22 protein-coding genes are annotated in these 20078 nt (G+C 68.1%); 8 read left to right on the top strand and 14 right to left on the bottom strand.

Annotated features, from left to right (window positions below):
• Nucleotides 1–24: 24 nt before the first annotated feature.
• Entirely contained in the window at nt 25–546 is a 522-nt protein-coding gene (locus tag DQP57_RS11515) for a lipoprotein LpqH (protein WP_112633101.1), read from the bottom strand.
• A 128-nt stretch (nt 547–674) separates the two neighbouring features.
• Here DQP57_RS11515 and DQP57_RS11510 point away from each other — a divergent pair, with 128 nt between their 5' ends.
• The 3 genes from DQP57_RS11510 to DQP57_RS11500 are packed head-to-tail and all read left to right on the top strand — an operon-like array spanning nt 675 to nt 2943.
• Nucleotides 675–1034 carry an ArsR/SmtB family transcription factor gene (locus tag DQP57_RS11510; RefSeq protein WP_112633100.1) on the top strand — a complete coding sequence of 120 codons (360 nt, stop codon included), beginning with the start codon at nt 675–677 and terminating at the stop codon, nt 1032–1034.
• Nucleotides 1031–2527, top strand: coding sequence for an ACR3 family arsenite efflux transporter (arsB, locus tag DQP57_RS11505; RefSeq protein ID WP_112633099.1), 1497 nt, complete (start codon nt 1031–1033; stop codon nt 2525–2527). The genes DQP57_RS11510 and arsB overlap by 4 nt, the downstream gene beginning before the upstream one ends.
• Before the next feature lie 2 nt (nt 2528–2529).
• Complete coding sequence (locus DQP57_RS11500) at nt 2530–2943, top strand: ArsI/CadI family heavy metal resistance metalloenzyme (protein ID WP_112633098.1); 414 nt, start codon at nt 2530–2532, stop codon at nt 2941–2943.
• 14 nt (nt 2944–2957) lie between these two features.
• Here the strand turns inward: DQP57_RS11500 and DQP57_RS11495 are convergent, their stop codons facing one another.
• From DQP57_RS11495 to DQP57_RS11455, 9 genes are all read right to left on the bottom strand, one after another.
• Entirely contained in the window at nt 2958–3686 is a 729-nt protein-coding gene (locus DQP57_RS11495) for a hypothetical protein (protein WP_112633097.1), read from the bottom strand.
• A complete protein-coding gene (locus DQP57_RS11490; protein WP_112633096.1) occupies nt 3686–4564 on the bottom strand; it encodes a TIGR03619 family F420-dependent LLM class oxidoreductase in 879 nt (292 codons plus the stop codon). Before DQP57_RS11490 ends, DQP57_RS11495 begins: the two co-directional genes overlap by 1 nt.
• Nucleotides 4561–5343: an SDR family NAD(P)-dependent oxidoreductase gene (locus tag DQP57_RS11485; RefSeq protein ID WP_112633095.1), complete on the bottom strand. Its 783-nt coding sequence runs from the start codon at nt 5341–5343 to the stop codon at nt 4561–4563. The genes DQP57_RS11490 and DQP57_RS11485 overlap by 4 nt, the downstream gene beginning before the upstream one ends.
• 115 nt (nt 5344–5458) lie before the next feature.
• Nucleotides 5459–6313, bottom strand: coding sequence for a sulfurtransferase (locus DQP57_RS11480; RefSeq protein ID WP_112633094.1), 855 nt, complete (start codon nt 6311–6313; stop codon nt 5459–5461).
• A gap of 85 nt (nt 6314–6398) precedes the next feature.
• Nucleotides 6399–7544 (bottom strand): glycosyltransferase, encoded by a 1146-nt coding sequence (locus DQP57_RS11475; protein WP_112633093.1) that lies wholly within the window; start codon nt 7542–7544, stop codon nt 6399–6401.
• A gap of 89 nt (nt 7545–7633) precedes the next feature.
• Nucleotides 7634–9157 (bottom strand): FAD-dependent monooxygenase, encoded by a 1524-nt coding sequence (locus DQP57_RS11470; RefSeq protein WP_112633092.1) that lies wholly within the window; start codon nt 9155–9157, stop codon nt 7634–7636.
• On the bottom strand, nt 9150–9782 hold the full coding sequence (locus DQP57_RS11465; protein ID WP_112633091.1) for a TetR/AcrR family transcriptional regulator: 633 nt from the start codon (nt 9780–9782) through the stop codon (nt 9150–9152). The genes DQP57_RS11470 and DQP57_RS11465 overlap by 8 nt, the downstream gene beginning before the upstream one ends.
• 80 nt (nt 9783–9862) lie before the next feature.
• Nucleotides 9863–11044, bottom strand: a complete 1182-nt coding sequence (locus DQP57_RS11460) for an AAA family ATPase (protein WP_112633090.1) — start codon at nt 11042–11044, stop codon at nt 9863–9865.
• A 33-nt stretch (nt 11045–11077) separates the two neighbouring features.
• Nucleotides 11078–12685: a Na+/H+ antiporter gene (locus DQP57_RS11455; protein WP_112633145.1), complete on the bottom strand. Its 1608-nt coding sequence runs from the start codon at nt 12683–12685 to the stop codon at nt 11078–11080.
• A 99-nt stretch (nt 12686–12784) separates the two neighbouring features.
• Between DQP57_RS11455 and DQP57_RS11450 the strand changes: the two genes are divergently transcribed.
• Entirely contained in the window at nt 12785–13219 is a 435-nt protein-coding gene (locus DQP57_RS11450; protein ID WP_112633089.1) for a protease inhibitor I42 family protein, read from the top strand.
• Between the two features lie 38 nt (nt 13220–13257).
• On the top strand, nt 13258–13737 hold the full coding sequence (locus tag DQP57_RS11445) for a hypothetical protein (protein WP_112633088.1): 480 nt from the start codon (nt 13258–13260) through the stop codon (nt 13735–13737).
• A 3-nt stretch (nt 13738–13740) separates the two neighbouring features.
• Here the strand turns inward: DQP57_RS11445 and DQP57_RS11440 are convergent, their stop codons facing one another.
• A complete protein-coding gene (locus tag DQP57_RS11440) occupies nt 13741–15033 on the bottom strand; it encodes an alpha/beta hydrolase (RefSeq protein WP_112633087.1) in 1293 nt (430 codons plus the stop codon).
• Nucleotides 15034–15230: 197 nt separating this feature from the next.
• Here DQP57_RS11440 and DQP57_RS11435 point away from each other — a divergent pair, with 197 nt between their 5' ends.
• Complete coding sequence (locus DQP57_RS11435; protein ID WP_112633086.1) at nt 15231–15587, top strand: type II toxin-antitoxin system HicB family antitoxin; 357 nt, start codon at nt 15231–15233, stop codon at nt 15585–15587.
• A 6-nt stretch (nt 15588–15593) separates the two neighbouring features.
• Here the strand turns inward: DQP57_RS11435 and fdxA are convergent, their stop codons facing one another.
• On the bottom strand, nt 15594–15920 hold the full coding sequence (fdxA, locus tag DQP57_RS11430; RefSeq protein WP_066871453.1) for a ferredoxin: 327 nt from the start codon (nt 15918–15920) through the stop codon (nt 15594–15596).
• Nucleotides 15921–16208: 288 nt separating this feature from the next.
• Here fdxA and DQP57_RS11425 point away from each other — a divergent pair, with 288 nt between their 5' ends.
• Entirely contained in the window at nt 16209–17159 is a 951-nt protein-coding gene (locus DQP57_RS11425; protein ID WP_112633085.1) for a LysR family transcriptional regulator, read from the top strand.
• Here DQP57_RS11425 and DQP57_RS11420 read toward each other — a convergent pair.
• Complete coding sequence (locus DQP57_RS11420) at nt 17156–17872, bottom strand: sirohydrochlorin chelatase (protein WP_112633084.1); 717 nt, start codon at nt 17870–17872, stop codon at nt 17156–17158. The genes DQP57_RS11425 and DQP57_RS11420 overlap by 4 nt on opposite strands.
• 7 nt (nt 17873–17879) lie before the next feature.
• The gene (locus DQP57_RS11415; RefSeq protein ID WP_112633083.1) at nt 17880–19547 is read right to left on the bottom strand and encodes a nitrite/sulfite reductase; all 1668 of its coding nucleotides are present in this window, start codon (nt 19545–19547) and stop codon (nt 17880–17882) included.
• A 284-nt stretch (nt 19548–19831) separates the two neighbouring features.
• Here DQP57_RS11415 and DQP57_RS11410 point away from each other — a divergent pair.
• A partial coding sequence (locus tag DQP57_RS11410; protein WP_114149384.1) for an FAD-dependent oxidoreductase occupies nt 19832–20078 on the top strand: 247 nt, incomplete at its 3' end.

Raw genomic sequence — 20078 nt, 5'->3', positions numbered from 1 at the left:
CGGTCGCGACAGACAACTACCCGCCTACGGGCACGTCACGTGGATGCCGAATGTGACGTCGCGCAAACCACTTTGGCCGGGTGTAGTCGCCTGGCCCGTCCCGGTCACGGTGTAGCTCTTGGCGTCCTTGGTCGCTTGGACCTGATTCGGTGATTTGGTTCCCTGGTAAGGCAATTGGTATTGGCCGTTGTCCAGCTTGAGCGAGATGGCGAACCCATCGACGGTGGGCGGTTGCTCGTCGGAGACCGCGAGCGACACCGACGCGGAGTCATCGTGCACGCTGATCCGGGTGGTGAGGTCGCCCGATTCCGGGGGAGACGCGCTCGGTTGGGCCGCCGACCGCGTGCAGTCCACGGCGGCGATCATCGTGTGCTTGTTCCCGTCGATCATGACGGTCGTGCTCGCCAAGCGCGGCCCCGAGCTCGGGGCGGCCGCCGGATGCGTCGATGAACAGGCCGGCACGGCGGCCCCCAACGCCACCAGGCCGAGCGCGGCGCCCGCGCGAACGACCCACCGCCGGCTGCGGCGCTTGCCGGATGTGGTCATGGCACCCCCTTGGGCTAGGTCGACACGAGGACTATAGGTCTCGTTCGTTTCCCCTGCCTGACTAAGGCCGGAGCACGGGAAAAACTCCACCACTGGCGCGTTGATTCGATATGTGTTTATATAGATCAATGCCGAATCAATCGATGACGGGGTGCTGCCCGGCGCTGGGGGCGGCCGCGTTGGCCGAGCCGCAAGCCGCTGAGCTGGCGGCGATGTTCAAGGCGCTCAGCGATCCGGTGCGGCTGCGACTGTTGAGCCTGGTCGCCAGCCACCCCGGCGGCCAGGCCTGCGTCTGCGAGATTTCCCAGACATTCGACGTGTCACAGCCGACGATCTCCCACCATTTGAAGACGTTGCGGTCGGCGGGCCTCTTGGACTGCGAACGCCGCGGCACGTGGGTGTATTACTGGGTTGTTCCCCGTGCGTTGCAACAACTTTCGTCGGTGTTGAGTGCCGACGCACGCGTTGTCGCGGAATGTGAATCATGAGCGAGACGAGGATCGACACGCCGGTGGGCTCGCGGCTTTCGACGCTGGATCGATTCCTGCCGGGATGGATCGCGCTCGCCATGGTCGCGGGGCTACTGCTCGGCCGGTTGGTCCCGGGCGTGGGGCGGGCGGTCAGCGCCGTTGAGGTCGACGGCATCTCGTTGCCCATCGCGATCGGCCTGCTGGTGATGATGTACCCGGTGCTGGCCAAGGTGCGCTACGACCAGCTCGACGGCGTCACCGGCGACCGCAAACTCATGATGGCGTCGGTGGTGCTGAACTGGCTGATCGGGCCCGCGGTGATGTTCGCCCTGGCCTGGCTGTTGCTGCCGGATCTGCCGGAGTACCGCACCGGGCTGATCATCGTGGGTTTGGCGCGCTGCATCGCCATGGTCATCATCTGGAACGACCTCGCGTGCGGGGACCGGGAAGCCGCCGCGGTTCTGGTCGCGCTGAATTCGATCTTCCAGGTCGTCATGTTCGCCGCCCTGGGCTGGTTCTACCTGGCGGTGCTGCCCGGGTGGCTGGGGTTGAGCACGACCGGCATCGACGTATCCGCCTGGCGGATCGCGAAATCCGTGCTCATCTTCCTGGGCATTCCGCTGCTCGCCGGATACCTGTCGCGGCGCCTCGGTGAGCGCGCCAGAGGCCGCGACTGGTATGAGAGTCGTTTTCTGCCCCGGATCGGGCCGTGGGCGCTCTACGGTTTGCTGTTCACCATCGTCATCCTTTTCGCGCTGCAAGGTCACCAGATCACCTCCCGGCCTTGGGATGTGGCCCGGATCGCGCTGCCGTTGCTGGTGTACTTCGCCATCATGTGGGCCGGTGGATACGGGTTGGGAATCCTCCTGCGACTCGGATACGCCCGCACCACCACCCTGGCATTCACCGCCGCCGGCAACAACTTCGAACTGGCGATCGCGGTGGCGATCGCCACCTACGGCACAGCGTCCGGTCAGGCCCTGGCCGGTGTGGTCGGACCGCTTATCGAAGTCCCGATCCTCGTCGCGCTCGTGTACGTCTCGCTGGCCCTGCGGCCGCGGCTCTTTGGTGACGCCGGCCAGAGACCTAGCGTTCTGTTCGTCTGCGTGCACAACGCCGGTCGTTCGCAGATGGCCGCCGCGCTGCTACGTCATTTGACCGGCGACCGCATCGAAGTCCGCTCCGCCGGAACGGAGCCCGCCGATCAGATCAATCCGGCCGCGGTGGCGGTGATGACCGAGTGGGGCATTGACCTCACCGACGTCCCGAAAATTCTCACCGCCGACGCGGTGCACAGCAGTGACCTCGTGATCACGATGGGCTGCGGCGATTCCTGCCCTTACTTCCCGGGCGTCTCGTATCGCGACTGGCAACTGCACGACCCCGCCGGCCAGTCGATAGAGACCGTGCGGGCCATTCGCGATGACATCGCCGAGCACGTCCGTGCGCTCATCGAAGAACTGCTCGGGACAACGATGACGATCGAAATGCCCACCGCGAAAGGAAGATAGCCATGCCGCGTGTTCAACTCGCCCTGAACGTCGACAACATCGACGAGGCGATCGCGTTCTACACCAAGCTTTTCGATGTCGAGCCCGCGAAGGTCAGACCCGGCTACGCCAACTTCGTGGTCGACCAGCCGCCGCTGAAATTGGTGTTGCTGGAAAACCCCGGCCAGGGTGGCACCCTCAACCACCTCGGCGTCGAGGTCGCGTCCAGCGACGCCGTACACGCCGAGAGCGGCCGCCTCGCCCAGGCCGGCCTGCTGACCGACGAAGAGATCGACACTACGTGTTGCTTCGCAACCCAAGAAAAGGTGTGGGTGAGCGGTCCGGGCGGTGAACGGTGGGAGATCTATACGGTGAAGGCCGATTCCGACACGTTCGGACCCACGGAGCAATCGGACAGCACCTGCTGCGCCTCATAAACGATGGCGGCGGCCTACGGCCAGGCGTCCCAGCTGATCATGCTGCGCAGCGGCCCGGCGAACACCGGCCGCACCGCCGTTGAACGCCAACGCTCTTCGATGATGGGGGCCAACGCCTCGGTCGTGGTCAGCGGATCCTCGTCGAGGTAGACGACGGTGATGTACTGGTGATCGGTTCGCCAGCCCCGGGGCAGGTGGCTCCACCCGGCGCTGGAACCGAACGTCCACGCGCCGGCCGTGCCCGGCGTCGCCAGCAGCGCCGGATAGTGCTCGGCATGCAACCACTGCAGCCAGTCGTCCGGCCGGCCGTCGGTGGGTTCTTCAACGATCAGCAGGATGCCGCGGTGCGGGCGGAACGGCACCACATCGGGGGAGACAAGCGCGTGTGGCGACGATCGCCACTGCAGCAGACGCAGGCCGGCCACTTGCAGTGACGGCCTGACGACCGGAAAGCGGCCGTTGTCGCGCAGGGCGCGGCCGAGGGTGACGAAGTCGTCGAAGGTCTTCTCGACGGGGTCGGTGACGAGATACTGCACCGCGTTGCCGATCTCGCCCAGCGGTCCCTCGGACGCGATGCGATGGTCGGGGTAATCGCCGTCGGCGATCCAGCGTAACCCTTGCACGATGCCCGGCAGTTGGTATTGCTCGGGCATGTGGTCCAACAGGTGCCAACGCAGATAACTGCCGTCGTCATCGGCCGGTGCCGCGGCGGTGAGACTGAATATGCCTGCCTTGACCCGCATTAGGCAAAGCCCCCGGTGGGCGGGTGCAGTTCGGCGAGGGCCTGCAGGCTGTCCAGGTAGTGCCGCAACGAGGTGTGGCGGAAGGCGGCGCTGACGATGGTCGCGCCGTGGGCGGCGGTCTCGCCGAGCAGGTCGCGGGCCCGCTCCGGCTCGCCGATGGGATCCAGCAGTTCGGGGGTGGGCAGGACGACCTCGAAGCCAGGGCGAATCTCGAAGCGTCCCAACCAGTCCCGGGCCTGCGCCAGGGTCACGTTGAACGGGGCCCAACCGTCGGCCAGCGTTACCGCGCGGCGCAGCGATCGAAGCGTCCGCCCGCCGATCCAGAGGGGCACGCGCTCTTGCGCCGCGCACGGATCGACGACCATGCCGCCGAACGAATAGAAGTCGCCGTCGTACGCGGGTTCGGCGACCGACAGAGACGCGCGCAACGCCCGCAGGGCGTCGTCCGCGCGAGGGCCGCGGTCGTCGAAGGGTGCGCCGATCAGATCGAATTCCTCCTTGAGGCTGCCGACGCCAACCCCCAGAATCAGTCTCCCGCCGCTGATCTGGTCCAGGGTGCCGTAGCGCTTGGCGATCTCGAGCGGATGGTGATAGGCGAGCACCAGCACGTTGGTGGCCAACCGGATTCGTCGCGTGCGGGCGGCCAGGTAACCGAAGGTGGCCAGTGGATCCCAGTAGCGGGTGCCGCGGCGGTCCCGCTCGGCCGCGGGCAGCGCGATGTGCTCGCTGCAGGTGAGGTGGTGGTAGCCGAGTTGGTCCGCGGCCTCGGCGATCTCGGCCAGGTCCTCGATGGTGGCGTGTTTCTCCCAGTCGCCGCTGCTCTTTGGAAACATCGTCACCACCGGGGTGGCGACCGACAGTTTGACGGACCCGCTCATCCCTGCATGTACCCCCCGGCGTCGACGGGGATCGACTGGACCGTGATGGTGCGGCTTTCGTCGCTGGCGAGGAACAACGCCAGATTTGCGACATCGTCAGTCGAGGAGATATCTTGCAGGGCAACGCCTTTGAGTTGCTTCGCGCGAACGGCTTCGACGTCGACGCCTTGTTCGTTCGCTGTGCGTTGTAGCCAGTTGCGCCACAGCTCGGTGTCGATGGCCCCGGGCACGATGCAATTGCACCGGATGCCGTGCGGGCCGACCTCGAGCGCCACGGCCTTGGTGAACGCCCGCAGCGAGGCCTTGGCGGTGACGTAGTGCGTTTTGCGGACCATCCCGGAGTAACTGACCGTGGACGAGAAGTTCAGGATCGCGCCGCTGCGGCGCGCCAGCATCGAGCGGTTGAGTACCTCGCGGGTGCACAGCATCGCGGCGGTGACGTCGATGGCGAAGGTGGCGTTCCAGTTGTCCAGCGTCTGCTCCCAGATCCAGCGGTCCTGGCCGGGCGCAGCGGCGTTGTTGCACAAAATGTCGACGTGACCGAACTCGTCGACCGCCCGCGCCACCATGGCCGCGACGTCATCTTCATCGGTCACGTCGGCGCGCATGGCGATGGCGCCGGGACCGGCCGCGCGGGCGGCCGCGTGCACCAGCTCTTCCCGTCGGGCGGCCAACAACACCGTGGCGCCTTCACGGACGAACAGCGAGCCCAGCACCGGGCCCAGGCCGGTACTGGCGCCCGTGATGATCGCGACCTTGCCGTCGAGGCGGCCGGTCATTGCGTGGACTTCCCAAGCGGATTCATGCCGGGCCGAATTCTAGCTCGCAGATCCGCTAGCGCATGTGCCAGCGCTTTGGAAAGTCTCCTCATGGTCCCCGGGCGACGCAAGGCGGCTACGCGCCGCCACGCCCCACCGGGTGGTCGGGATCGGAGCTCCACTCCGACCACGACCCCGGATACAAGGCGGCCTCTCGACCCATCGCGGCCAGCGCGGCGATGGTGACCGTCGCGGTGACGCCCGACCCGCAGTAGGCGGCCACCGGGTCGGGACGTTCGATCGCGTGCTCGGACAACAGTTGTGCCAGTGCATCGTCGCCCAGAAAGGTGCCATCGGCCGCGAGGACCGAACCGCTGGGCAGATTCTTCGCACCCGGGATGTGGCCGGCGACGGGATCGAGGGGTTCCACGTCGCCGCGGTAGCGTTCCGGTGCCCGCGCATCGAGCAGCGTCACGCCGCCCTCGGCGACTCGCTCGGCCGTCAGCGTGGACCGGCGTCCCGCATACAGATCATCCTGCGGCACAGTCACATTCCCGGGGACCGGATCGACCGGACCGGTCTCGAGTCCGTGCCCGGCCGAGCTCCACGCGGCCAGGCCGCCGTCCAGAATGCGGACATTGTCGATCCCGGCCGCGGTCAGCACCCACCATGCCCGTGCGGAACCGGCGCGGTTCCAGTCGTCATACACCACTACCGATCCGCCCTGGGGGATTCCCCACCGGCGTGCGGCGGCCTCCAGCGCGCGGCCCGACGGCAACGGGTGACGGCCGCGACCGGACACCGTGTGGTCGCTGAGCTCGTCGTCGAGCGAGACGTACACCGCGCCCGGAATGTGTCCGTCCAGGTAGGCCCCGCGCCCGTCGGGATCGTCGACCCGCCACCGCACGTCCAGAATGGTCACCGGTTCGCCGGCCGAAATGATGTCGGCCAACTCGGCGGCGGTGATCAATACCTGAGAGCGTGCTCCCACCGGATCCTCCTCCTCGGTCTCCAGCGAGCCTAGCCAGCACCGCCGGCGGACCCGGGGGCGTGGGCGGTCTCCGACTTCCGAAACGCTAGGCGGTCTGTTCGGAATGGCCGGGCGGGTCGTTGAAGGACGGCGCCCCCAGCGACGCGAGCATGCCGGCCGCGGCGCGGTGCCAGGTGAAGTCCTCGGCGCGGCGTCGCGCGCAGATGCGTCGCTCGCGTTCGGGCCGACTGGCGATGGCGCTGACCGCTTTTGCGATGGCGGAGGGGTCGTTGTCGGCCGACGCCCCGCTGTCCGGGGTGATGATCTCGGTGAGCGCCGACGTCCGGGAGACCACGGCGGGCGTTCCACACGCCAGCGACTCCAGCGCGGCCAGCCCGAACGTCTCATGCGGCCCCGGTGCCAGTGTCACGTCAGCGGACGCGAGCAGCTGCGCCACGGTGCTGCGATCGGAGACGAAACCGGTGAAGTCGATCGGCAGCCGGGCGGCCTGGCGCTCCAGCCTGGCCCGCAACGGACCCTCGCCCACCACCACCAGCCGCGCATCGACACCGGCGTGGCATAACGCGCCCAGCGCGTCGATGCTGCGATCGACGCGCTTTTCCACCGACAGCCGCCCGCAATGCACCAGCAGCATCTGCGTCGGCGCGGCCCAGCGCCCACGCACCGCATGGGAGTGGCGGTTCGGATGAAAGGTCTGCAAGTCCACGCCGAGCGGCACCGTGACGGTGTTATCCGCGCCGATCCGGTCGAATTCCTCGCGCGCAAACCCGGTGGTGCACACCACGGTGTCGTAGTTGGCGGCGGTGCGCGCGTTGGCGAGGTCGGCGAATCGCCGTGCGGCGCGGCGCGGAAGGACCTGTCCCACAAGGCGATCCAGGCGCTCGTGAGAGATCATCACCGTGGTAGCGCCGTAGTCGCGGCCCCAACGGCCCAGCGACCGCAACGTGAGGCGGTCCGAGACCTCCACCGCGTCGGGCCGCAGCGACGCCAGGAGCGCCTTGACCGGGCCCGGCAGCACCGCGCGGTAACCGCCGGTGAACGGAATCAGGCGGGCGGGCAAGGTGATTCGCACGACGCCGGTGTACAGCTGGGCGCGTTCGGCGCGCTGGCCGGGGACGATCAAAAAGACTTCATGCCCGCCGGCGCAATACTCCGCGCCCAGCCGGTCGATCGCGGTGCGAAGGCCGCCGGAGCGAGGGCCATAGAAATTGGCGACCTGTACAACGCGCATAACGTGAGGACACGCGGCGCGCGTGTGCACTCATCAATGCGGGACCGACGCGTGCCTGAACACTGCGTGAACTTCGCTTGCGTGCGGCGTTATCTGCTCGTCGGCGGCCCGAACCAGCGTTGCAGCGCCGCCGTCAGGGCCGCCTCTTCGGCCGCCCCGAATTCGTCGGCGGCCCACGCGACATACCCGTCCGGGCGGACCAGCAGTGCGGCGGCGGGCCGCTCGGCGATGCTCGCGCTGACGGTGTCGACACGATCGGCCCACCCACGCGCGGTGTCGGCGACAGCTCCGTCGAGGTCGAGCAGCACCGGGCGCGCATCGCGCAGCAGCTCGGCGACGCGCCGGCCGTCGTCGAGGGTCAGGTCGGGCACGAGCCACCCCGACAGCCGATGATCGTCACCCACGTCGTACCCGACGTCGGCGCCGGCCAGCAGCGCCGCCATGTGCTTCTGGGTGTCGGGGAACGTGACCAGCTCACCCACCAGCGCCCGCAGCGCGGCGACTTCGGGTCCCGGTGCCATGAGGGCGATCTGCGCCAGCGAGTGCATCATCACCCGCTGACCCACCGGGTAGCGCTCGGACTGGTAGGTGTCCAGCAGTCCCGCCGGCGCAGTGCCGTTGATCTCGGCCGCCAGCTTCCAGCCCAGGTTCATCGTGTCCTGCAGGCCTAGGTTCAAGCCCGGGCCACCGAGCGGGCTGTGCACGTGCGCGGCGTCTCCGAGCAGCAGCACCCGGCCGTCGCGGTAGCGCTCGGCATGCCGGGTGTTCTGGCCGTTGATTCGGCGAAGGGCGTGCGGCCCATCGTCTTTCGGTGCCTCGAACGGGATGTCCACACCCAGAACGCGGCGCGCGCTTTCGCGCAGCTCGGTCAGGCTCATCGGCACGTCGGGCACCGGCGGGCCGAATTCGAGGGTCCCGAGCAGGGACCGCCCCGGCTCGAACTCGGCATAGATGATGCCGCCACGGTCAAAGCGGCTGTGGCCGAAGGGGAGCAGGCCGAAACCCGGGACCTCGATACAACTGTGGGGCCGGTGGAACTCGTCGGGCACGTGCACATGCGCGAGGCGGGCGATCATCGGCGAGGTGACGCCGGGAAAGTCGATGCCCAGGGTCTTGCGGACCAGGCTGCGACCGCCGTCGGCGCCCACGGCGTAGCCGGCGGCGATGGAGTAATCGCGCTCGGGCGAAGAAACCATCAGCGCAACGGATTCCGCGCTCTGCTCGAGGCCGACGAGGGCGTGGCCCCAGCGCAGGTCCACCCCGAGGTCGCGCGCCCGCTTTTCCAGCAGCCGCACCAGCCGGGGCTGCTGCATGGCCAGCACATACATCGGGTTGTCGGGCACCTCGGAGAAGTTCAGCCCCATCGCCGCGAAAATCCATCCGGGGTTCGGTCGGGGCGGCGCGTCGTCACCGGTGAAGTCCTGATATAGCCCGCGCATGTCGAGCAGCCGAATGATCTGTCCGACAATGCCATTGGCCTTCGGCTCGGCGCTGGGACCGGGCAGGGCGTCTAACACGACCGGCCTGACGCCGGCCAGCGCCAATTCGCAGGCCGCCAGCAGCCCGTTGGGCCCGGCGCCGACGATGACGACCTCGGCGTGTTCGTCAGCCATGGCGTGCCTTCTTTCTGGTGGGTTCGGGTAGGCCCGCGCTGACGGCGGCGAAGCCCTCGCGGATCAGTGCGGTGATGGCCACCGGCGGATCGGCGCGCACGTAGGCGTCGGCGGCGGCGTCGCCGACCGCGCGCACCACGGCCATCACCAACCGTGGGTACAGGTCGTGGTCGGGGTCGGTCCCCGTGCGTTCGGCGATCACCTGGAGCAACTCGTCGAAGAGATTGTGCGGCACCGAGTTCCGCACCTGGGGGCGCATGACGAGCTTGCGGACCTCGACGAGTTCTTGGCGGCTGGGGACGCGGTTCTCGTCGCCGTGCATGTCGCCGAAGTCGGCCTCCAGGGGTTGCAGCACGGCATGGGTGAGCGCCGTCCAGAGCGGTTCGTCGGCGGGCCGCTCCCGCAGCGCGTCGACGCTGCGACGCATGCGTTCGGCTTGGCGATAGGCCAGCGCCTCGTACTTCCCGCTGAAGTAGTTGTTGAACGTGCGCAGCGAGACGCCCGCCATGTTGGCGACGTCCTCGCGTGTCACGTTTTCCAGGCCGCGCTCGAAAGCCAGCTGTAACGCCGCATCACTGAGCGCGCGCCGGGTATCGGCCTTCTTGCGCTCGCGGAGTCCGGTCACAGCGCTCAACCTACGCCAAACTTGCCCGGCGGGCAAGATTGCCTAACGGGCAAGTTTCGAATGCCGCGAAGGCGCCGAGACTAGCGCGTGCCCCAATCCCAGCGGGGCGTGCTGGTCAGGGTCTGGCCGCTGATGCGTGTTTCGCCCCAGTCCTTGTACAGCTCGATTTCGACGGCGTCGCCGTCGGAGCCCTCGCCCAGCGGAGCCGTATCGAGAAATTCCAGCAGCGCGCGGGAGTGGGTGACCACGACGACCTGAGTCTTCGCCGCCGTGGTGCGGATCAGCGAGGCCAGCGGGGCCACCAGGTCGGGGTGCAACGACGTTTCCGGTTCGTTGAGCACCATCAGCGACGGCGGTTGTGGGCTCAACAGCGCGGCGGCCCACAGCAGGAAACGCAGTGTGCCATCGGATAACTCGGCGGCGCGCAGCGCGCGCAGCATGCCGCGCTGGCGCAACTGCAGGTCGAACAGCCCGTCATTGATGGCCACCGAGACGGTGGCGCCGTCGAACGCCTCGGCGACCGCCCGGCTCAGGTCGTCGAATCCCGATTCGAGGATCGTCTGGATCGCGGCGGCGAGGTCGCTGCCGTCGTCGGAGAGCACCCGGGTGCGGGTGCCCACCTGCGGGTGCCGCGCGGGCGCCCCCGCGTCGACGCGGAAGCCGTCGTAGAAGCGCCAGCCGCGCAACCGTTCTCGCACGGCCGCCAGCTCGGGAAGCGCGTGCGGATGGGCGTATTCGGCGAGCACGCTGTGATACGACGCCAGGGCTCGGGACAACTCGTCGAAACCGCTGCCGGACTGCGCGCTGGCCTCGGCGTACACGCGCGACCGTCGCACCAGTGTCGTGCTGGGCCGCAGCACCGGGCCGGCGAACAGCACTTCGCGTTTGATCTCCGGATCGCGGGCGAACACCGACTTCCCGGCAGACTGCGGCAGGCCCAGATCCACCAGATAGCCGAAATCGTCAGCGGCGAAACCCATTTCGAGGGACACGGGCCGAGTGCGCACGGTGCCCTGGCTTTTCCCGGCGCGTCGCGCGCCGGCCGGCTGCTCGGGCCCGGCCCACAGCACCGATTGCAGGCCGCCCTCGCGGGCCAGCGACCCGATCACCTCACCGCGGCCGCAATCGGCCAGCAGCCGCAGCGCGCGATATAGCGACGACTTGCCGGTGCCGTTGGCGCCGGTGATCACCGACAACCGACCCAGCGGCAGGATCACCTCGCGCAGCGAGCGATAGCCGCGGATGGCGACGGTGTGCAGCATGGGGCCGACTGTACGGTCGGCCACCGACGGGCCTTATTCCTCCTCGTCGCCGTCGTCGATCGCGGCGGCGAGAAGCTGCACCTCTTCGAGATCCATCTCGTTTTGCAACTCGCGCAGCACGATGTCGTCGATGAGGTTCTGGTTGCGCAGCGCGGTGATCTCGCGGCGCTTGTGTTCGAGCACCCCCAGCCGCACCCGGCGGACCTTCTCGCGGCCCTTGAGGATGCGGGTGTCCGGCGAACCGTCCTCGGTGGCCAGGACCAGCGCGGCCTTCTCCTCGTATTCCTTCTGCAGGCGCCGCCTCAGCTCGTCGCTGATGCCGACCTCGTCGGCGACCGCGGGCAGGGCGGCGAGGGCGGCCTGGGATCCGCGGCAACGAGCCAGTTGCAGTTCCTGGGCGTGGGTGGCGTCTTCGGGCATGTTCGCCCACCGGACCACGGCGGGCAGCGTGCTGCCCTGCACCAGCACGGTCACCAGGATGACGACGGTGACGATGAAGATCAGCAGGCTGCGGTCGGGGAACGGGGCGCCGCTCAGCGTCGTCGTTGGCACCGCCACCGCGGCGGCGAGCGAGACCGCGCCGCGGAATCCCGCCCAGACGGTGACGAACCGCTGGCGCCAGTTGACGCGACGCTCGCGTTGCACCTCGCGGCGGTCGACGAGGCGGATCAGCAGCGTGGTGATCTCTCCCCAGAAGATGCGGGACACGATCACGACGCCGGTCACGACCAGCGCGACGAACAGCGCGTGGCGGATGCCGCCGTCGACGCCGGCGATCCCGCGCAGCGCAGCCGGGATCTGGACGCCGACGAACACCCAGAGCGAGCCGTTGAGCAGGAACGTCGCGATGTCCCAGAACGCCGACGACTGCAGCCTCGAGCGGGCCCGGATCACCACGGGACCGGCGTAGGCCAGGACCAGGGCCGAAACCATCACCGCGACCACTCCGCTGCAGTCCATCGATTGAGCCAGCAGGAAGGCCGCGAAGGGCGTCACCAGGCTCAAGGCCCCTTCCTCCTGGGGCGCGTCGATTCGCTTGCGCAACAGCGTCACCGCGCCACCGACCAGCAATCCGGCTGCGATGCCCCCGAGGTAGGAGCCGATGAACCGGGCAGTCACCTCGGGCGGGCTGATCGCCGACCCACCGATCGCGACGTTGACGCTGACGGCGAACAACACCAGGGCGGTGCCGTCGTTGATCAGACTCTCGGCCTTGAGCACGGTCAGCGACCGGCGCGGCAGCTTCTTGGCCAGACCGGCCACCGCGGCCGCGTCGGTGGGGGACAGCACGGCGCCCAGGACGCCGGCCGCGTGCGGATTCATGCCCAGCGCCCGCGCCGTCCACGACACCGCGACCGCGGTGGCGATCACCAGGACGACGCTGAGAAAGACGATGATGCGCGCGTTGGCCCGGATCTCGCGGAAGCTGGTGTTCAGGCCTTCCCAATAGAGGATCGCGGGAAGGAAGAGCAGCAACACCACTTCGCCGTTCACGTGGATCTGGCCCAAGTGGGGAACCAGGCCGAGCAGCACGCCCATCAAGATCAGCAGGACCGGGGGTCCCACCCGGTAGCGGCGGCCGACGACCGTGCCGACGATGACGGCGGAGACCAGGGCAACGATCAGTTCGAGGCCAAACACCAGCCCATCCTGCCGGACGCCACACACGACGTCCTCGTCGCCTATCTTCGGTCTGGATCAGACCTATTAGGCTCCGGAGCGACACCGAAAGGGGATCTGGTGAAGGTCAGGCTGCTGGTAACAGTCGCCGTGCTCATGTTGTCGACGCTGGTCGGGTGCCACTTCGCGTCCAGGAATCCGCCGTCGACCAAAACGCTCCAGGTCCCCATGGCCGACGTGCTGACGCAGAGCGAGATCAGCCAGACCGTCACCCTCGCCGTCGGCAATACCCTGGTCGTGCAGCTGGGTTCGAACTACACGACGCCCTACCGGTGGAACCCCGACACCAAGATCGGCGACTCGTCGATCATCAAGCAGCTCAGTCACGAGTTCGAGCAGCCGGCCTCGGACGCCCTGGGGGCGCCGGGCACCGAGGTGTGGACGTTCACCGCGCTGAAACCGGGGACCACCACCGTGCGCACGGCCTACACGAGCTTCGTGGGCAAGGACGCCAAACCCGCGTGCACCTACACGCTGACCGTGACCGTGCAATAAGGCTGCGGGCTTCGCTGTCGTCGGGCTACGGTCTGGTCGTGTTCGGATTTCTTCGCAATCTGACCCAAATCGGCCAGCTGCCCGCCGCGCTGCGCGAGGAACTCGAAGCCGAGGGGATCATCTTCAGCGCCGGGCGGGTCGGGGTGGTCCGGCACTTCAGTGGCCATGTGCCCGGCGTGTATTCGGCCTCCGGGGTCTCCCGCTACTCGGGCGGGTTCGCGTTCAGCGCGGCCCGCATCGTCGCCACCTTTCCCGCCCGCGGCGACGCGAACCTGCGCTCCATCGACTGTCCCTGGGACAGCGACACGGGGCCGGCGCGGGCCGCCGTCACCAACAAGGGCCTTGGGCTCGAGATCGACCTGCACGGAGTCGACACGGCCTTCAGCGGCTCGATGAGGCTCAACTACAAGACGAAGATCCCCGACGAGGTGCTGCACGCCCTGCCGACGACCACGCTGCGGGTTGCGGTGGACCCGGTGTTCGTGTACCGGGCGGCGGGCGTGCGCCCCAAGGCGTAGCGGCTACGAAACCTCCGGCGCCGCAAGCACATCGGCCCCAAGGTGCGCCGCGTAGATCTCGGTGAGGAATTGCTCGACGGCCACCGCGGTGTGCGCGGCGCGGACCGAGCCGAAGATGTCGAAAGCGTGTTGGGTGAATGGCAATTCGGCGTAGACCACCGGTTGCGTGCTGGACTTGCGCAGTTGCTCGACGAACGCGCGGGCCTGCTCGACGTAGGCCAGCGAATCGTTGCGGCCGTGCAGGACGAAGAACGGGGGAGCGTCGGGGTTGACGTGGTTGACCGGCGACGCGGCCTCGAACGTCTGCAGGTGCGTCGACGGCTTCTGCTTGATGATCGACTTGATCAGCAGCCCCGGCATCATCGGATGCAGCGTCTTGTCTAACCGGGTGAAGTCGTAGATGCCGTAGAACGGCACCGCCGCCTGCACGCGGGTGTCGGCGTCTTCGAACCCCGGCTGGAACTGCGGGTCATTCGGCGTCAGCGCGGCCAGCGCCGACAGGTGACCGCCGGCCGATCCGCCGGTGATGACGACGAAGTCCGGGTCGCCGCCGTATTCGGCGATGTGCTCTTTGACCCAGGCGAGGGCGCGCTTGACGTCGACGATGTGATCGGGCCAGGTGTTGCGCGGGCTGTGCCGGTAGTTGATCGCCACGCAGACCCAGCCCAGCTCGGCGAGGTGGCTCATCAACGGATGTGCTTGTCCGCGTTTGTTTCCCGTCGTCCAGGCGCCGCCCGGGATCTGGAAGAGCACCGGAGCCTTGCCGGCCGGGTCGAGGTCGGGGCGTCGCCAGATGTCGAGGTGGTTGGCGCTGCCGTATTCGCCGTAGCTGATGTCGGAGTCATGGGCGTAGTCGCGGTAGATCCGCAACATCCTGACCAGTCCCGGCGTCTTGGCGGTGCCGCCGCCGGCGGGCCGGCGCCACAGGCCTTTCGACTCGGTGAGCCGATCGGGCCCCAGCCCGCTGTCCAACGCCTCGGTCAGCGGGACGTTGGCCCGATGGCCCGCGCGGCTGAGGTTCAGCAGGCCGAGGGCCGAGAGGCCGGCGACGACCCAGGCGACGATGCGCAGCGGCCGGTTCAGGCGACGACCGGTCAGCGCCAGGCCCGCGAGTTGGCTCAGCAGGGTCTGCAGCGGTAACTCGGTGACGACGAGGCCGAACATCCAGGAGTACAGCGACGGGAATCCGCCGCGCGCCAGGGGCCGGTAGGCGTTGAGGGTGGATGCGGCGGTCACGGTGGTGACGGCGGCCGACCCGATTTGCCGGATGACGTGGCTGATTCTCGCTCTCCGCATTGCCTCACCTTACGTGACTCTCGGATTCGCTAGCGGATGTGCTAGCTGATTCGGGACGGGCTTTGTGGCTTTGGAGAGGGCCGCCCGCCGCCGCCTCCACCCATGCCCCGCCGTCGCCTCTCCAACCGGGTCCCGCCGCCTCTCCGCTGGGGATACGTGACTCGCAAAACCGCTAGCGCCCGTGCTACCAACCCGGCGTGAACCACTACACCTACCGCATCGCGTGGTCGCCGTACCACGGCCAATACGTCGGCTCCTGCCTCGAACTGCCGTTCATGCGGCGCGAAGCGCCGACCGCGCAAGAGGCCATCGGCGAAATCGAGACGGCCGTCGACCGGCACGTCGAAATCATGTTGTCGACCGGCGAGACAGTCCCGACCCCGATGGCCGACCGCCGTTACAGCGGCACGATCGTCGTCAGGACCTCCCCGGAACTGCACAGCCGGCTCGCCATCGAAGCCGCCGAACAGCAGGTCTCGATGAACCAGTGGGTGGTGCAGAAGCTTTCGGGGCGGCGACCGAGCGATACGTTCGGCCTCTCCGGCTGGGACTAGCTACGGCTACGACGCCTCGGCTCTGCTCTCCAGCTCCTTGACCGGGGCGGGGTCGTTCTCGGTCAGCCCGACCTTCGCCGCGCCGCCGGGCGAGCCGAGCTCGGTGAAGAAATCGGCGTTGATCTGCAGGTATTGGCTGTGCTCGTCGGGCAGGTCGTCTTCGTAGAAGATGGACTCGACCGGGCACACCGGCTCGCAGGCACCGCAGTCGACGCACTCGTCGGGGTGGATGTAGAGCATCCGCGCGCCCTCGTAGATGCAGTCGACGGGGCACTCCTCGATGCACGCCTTGTCTTTGATGTCCACACAGGGTTCGGCGATCACGTAGGCCACGGTTGTTGTCCTTCCTTCTGGCGAGCGGGTCAGCCGGGTGCGAGCCGTCAAAACACGGCCAGGCTGGCTAATTTAGCGCGATGGCGCCCGCGCGGGCTACCGGCCTCTTGGTTGAAGCGATCGGCGGCCCGCAAAAGAGCGGGACCCAGGCTGCGGGGTCTGAACCTGGCGGGCGGCGGGGCTCATGCATCCCATCGTTGCGGCTCGGGCCGGGCGTGAGTAGAGGTGTGGCGTTGTGGTGTCACAAGCTATAGTTGTGTCACACGATTTGATTGTGAGCTGCCGCCCATGCCCCTCAGCCCCCGGCTGCCCGACCTCGCCTCGTTCGAGGCGTTTCTGGCGATCGCCGAGACCGGCAGCCTCGGCCGGGCCGCACGCGAACTCGGGCTGACCCAGCAGGCCATCTCCCGCCGGCTCGCCACCATGGAGGCCCAGATCGGCGTCACGCTGGCCGTGCGCACGACGCGCGGCTCGCAACTGACGCCGGCCGGCGCGATCGTCGCGGATTGGGCGACCCGCCTGCTCGAAGTGGCCAACGAGGTCGACGCGGGGCTGGGTTCGCTGCGCAAGGAGGGGCGCGAACGCATCCGGGTGGCGGCCAGCCAGACCATCTCCGAACAACTCATGCCGCACTGGCTGCTGTCCCTGCAGACCGAGGCGGCGCGCCGCGGCGACACGGCGCCTCAGGTGATCCTGACCGCCACCAACAGCGACCACGCCATCGCGTCGGTTCGCGACGGCACCGCCGATCTCGGATTCGTCGAAAACCCAGGCACACCAAAGGGTTTGGGCAGTTGCGTGGTGGGGGAGGACGAGCTGGTGATCGTGGTGCCGCCCAACCACAAGTGGGCGCGACGGTCGCGGGTGGTGACCGCACGCGAACTCGCGCAGACGCCGTTGGTGGCGCGCGAACCCCATTCGGGCATCCGCGATTCGCTGACGGCGGCATTGCGCAAAGTTCTGGGTGAGGACATGCAGCAGGCCACCCCCGTGCTGGAGCTGACCTCCGCGGCGGCCATGCGCGCCGCCGTGCTGGCCGGCGCGGGCCCGGCCACCATGAGCCGGCTGGCGGTGGCCGACGACCTGGCCGACGGCCGGCTCTACGCGGTCAACATCCCGAAGTTGGATCTGCGGCGCAAGTTTCGGGCGATCTGGATCGGCGGACGGACGCCGCCGCCCGGCGCAATCCGCGACCTGCTCAGCCACATCACCAGCCGCACTGCGGCTTTGAAGGGTTAGGCCGCGGCGTCGTCGGCCAGCGCCTCGTCGTAGCGGTCCAGCACGGTCTCGGCCACCAGCCGGTGGGCCCCCAGCGGTGCCGCCATCGGAATGGCGTTGTCGCGGGCGAACTTTGATACCCCATCGGTGATGAAGCCCGGTGCCAGGAACCACGGCGCGATGACCAGCCGGCGCGCACCGCGGCGGCGCAACTGGTCGGCGGCGCGGGCCACCGATGCCTCGGGCCGCGTGGCGAATGCGGTTGTGGCCGCGGCCCAGTGGGTTCCGGCGGCCAGCCTGGCCGCCACCTTCGCGGTGCGCGCATTGGCGGCGCGGTTCGACGAGCCGATCGCGACGACCATGACGCCCAGATCGTCATCGAGTGGGGAGACCTCGACCTCGGCCAGGCGTTCGCGCAGCACCGACACCAGCCGATCGTCCTCGCCGAGCACGTCGGCCTGCCGGATGCCGTGCGCCCCGGCATCGGCGATCTGTTGGGGAATGTCCAGGCGCGCGTGATAGGCGCTAGCCAGCAGGAACGGGGCGACCACCGCGCGGCGGCTGTCCGGCAGCCCGGCGAGCACGTCGACGAAGTTCGGGGTGTTCAGCTCGAGGAACGCCAGCCGCACATCGAGATCCGGCCGCATCCGCGAGAGCCGGTCGGCCACGGCTTCGGCATTGGCGCCCGATCGGGGATCGCGGCTGCCGTGGGCGGTGAGTACGAGCGTATTCATCTGGGCCTCAGCGCAATTCGTCCTCGTCGGCGCGCAGCGCCCAGGAGGCGAACGTCTCGTCTTCCTGGCGGCCGTCGAGGTACTTGCGCGTCACCCGGTCGATGTAGTCGCCCAGTTCGGCGCTGGTGACCTTGTGCTGGCGCAGTTTCCGGCCGAAGCCGCTCTGCTCGCCCAGGCCGCCGCCGAGGTGCACCTGGAAGCCCTCGACCGAATTGCCGTCGCCGTCGTCGATCCACTGGCCCTTGAAACCGATGTCGGCCACCTGGATTCGGGCGCACGAGTTGGGGCATCCGTTGAGGTGCACGCTGATCGGCAGGTTGAGCCTGGAGTCGACGTCGGCCAGTCGCTGCTCCAGCTCGGGCACCAGAGTCTGTGCCCGCACCCGGGTTTCGGCGAACGACAGCTTGCAGTACTCGATCCCGGTGCACGCCATGGTGTTCTTGCGCCACGAGGACGGCCGTGACGGCAGGCCCAGCGCGTCCAGGCCCGCGACGAGTTCGTCGACCTTGTCGTCGGCGACGTCGAGGATGACCAGCTTCTGGAAGGGGGTCCACCGCGCCCGGTCCGAGCCGGCCTTCTCCATCAGATCGGCGACCGCCGACAGGGTGCTACCCGTCACCCGACCGACGATCGGCGCGACGCCGACGGCGTTGAGCCCGTTCTTGATCCGCTGCACCCCGACGTGGTCGATGGTGTGCTTGACCGGCGCGGGCGCCGGTCCATCGATCAGGCGACGGTTGAGGTATTCCTGTTCGAGAACTTCACGGAATTTCTCCACACCCCAGTCCTTGACCAGGAACTTCAGCCGGGCCTTGGCGCGCAGCCGCCGGTAGCCGTAATCGCGGAACAATCGGGTGACGCCCTCCCAGACGTCGGCGACCTCGTCCAGAGGCACCCACACGCCGAGGCGCTGGGCCAGCATCGGATTGGTCGACAGGCCTCCGCCCACCCACAGGTCCAGGCCGGGGCCGTGATCGGGATGGTTGACGCCGACGAACGCGATGTCGTGGGTTTCGTGGGAGACGTCCTGCAAGCCGGAGACCGCGGTCTTGTACTTGCGCGGCAAGTTGGCGTACTCGGGGTTGTTCAACGAGCGCCGGACGATCTCGTCGATGGCGGGCGAGGGGTCGAGGATCTCGTCGAGCGAATCGCCGGCCAGCGGCGACCCGTGGATGCCACGGGGGCAGTCACCGCAGGCCTCGGTGGTCTGCAGGCCCACCGATTCGAGCCGGCGCCAGATCTCGGGGACGTCCTCGATGCGGACCCAGTGCAGCTGCAGGTTCTCCCGGTCGCTGATGTCGGCGGTGTCGCGGGCGAATTCGGTGGAGATCTGGCCCAGGATGCGCATCGTGTGCGCGGTCATCGCCTTGCCGTCGGAGCGGACCCGCATCATGAAGTACTTGGCTTCGATCTTGTCGGTGTTCTCGTCACCGGTCCAGCTGCCGTCGTAGCCCTGCTCGCGCTGGGTATAAAGCCCCATCCAGCGGAACCGGCCGCGCAGGTCGTCCTTGGCGATGCTGTCGAAGCCCTCTTTGGCGTAGATGTTGATGATCCGGTCGCGCACGTTCAGCGGCGCGTCGTCGCTTTTGAACTGCTCGGCGTGGTTGAGCGGCTCGCGATCGCCCAGCGCCCACTGACCGTCGTTGCGGGTCTTGACGGGACGTGCGGTGGTCATGGCGTTCTCGTTCCTCGCGGCGGCGCATTGTGAGCGGTTTGCGGCCCCAGGGCGGGCTGTCGGGCCGCGGCATCGCGATGATGTTGGGTCTGTAGGCACCCGCGGAGTTCGTCGTTGGATCCACGGGTCGCGATTTCCATGGTGCACCAGTTAGGGCGGCGTCAGTAGAGGTCATGTGTTGTGAAGGCACAACCGCGCGTTGTGTGCGCTGCTTCACGTCTATGCCTTGGCGGCCAGAGGGATTGGGCCCGGCGCTTCGCGGATTCGCAGTAGTGTGGCCGCTTATGAGCGCTTCCGATGTCCACGATGTGGTCGTTATTGGTTCGGGTCCTGCTGGGTATACCGCGGCGTTGTATGCGGCGCGGGCGCAGTTGGCGCCGGTGGTGTTTGAGGGGACGTCGTTTGGTGGGGCGTTGATGACGACGACTGAGGTGGAGAATTTCCCGGGGTTTCGTGACGGGATCACGGGTCCGGAGTTGATGGATCAGATGCGTGAGCAGGCGTTGCGTTTTGGGGCGGATCTGCGGATGG

Origin of the sequence: Mycobacterium colombiense (assembly GCF_003284935.1) — a bacterium.
Lineage (GTDB): Bacteria > Actinomycetota > Actinomycetes > Mycobacteriales > Mycobacteriaceae > Mycobacterium > Mycobacterium arosiense_A.
This window is presented reverse-complemented; position numbering and strand designations above follow the sequence as displayed.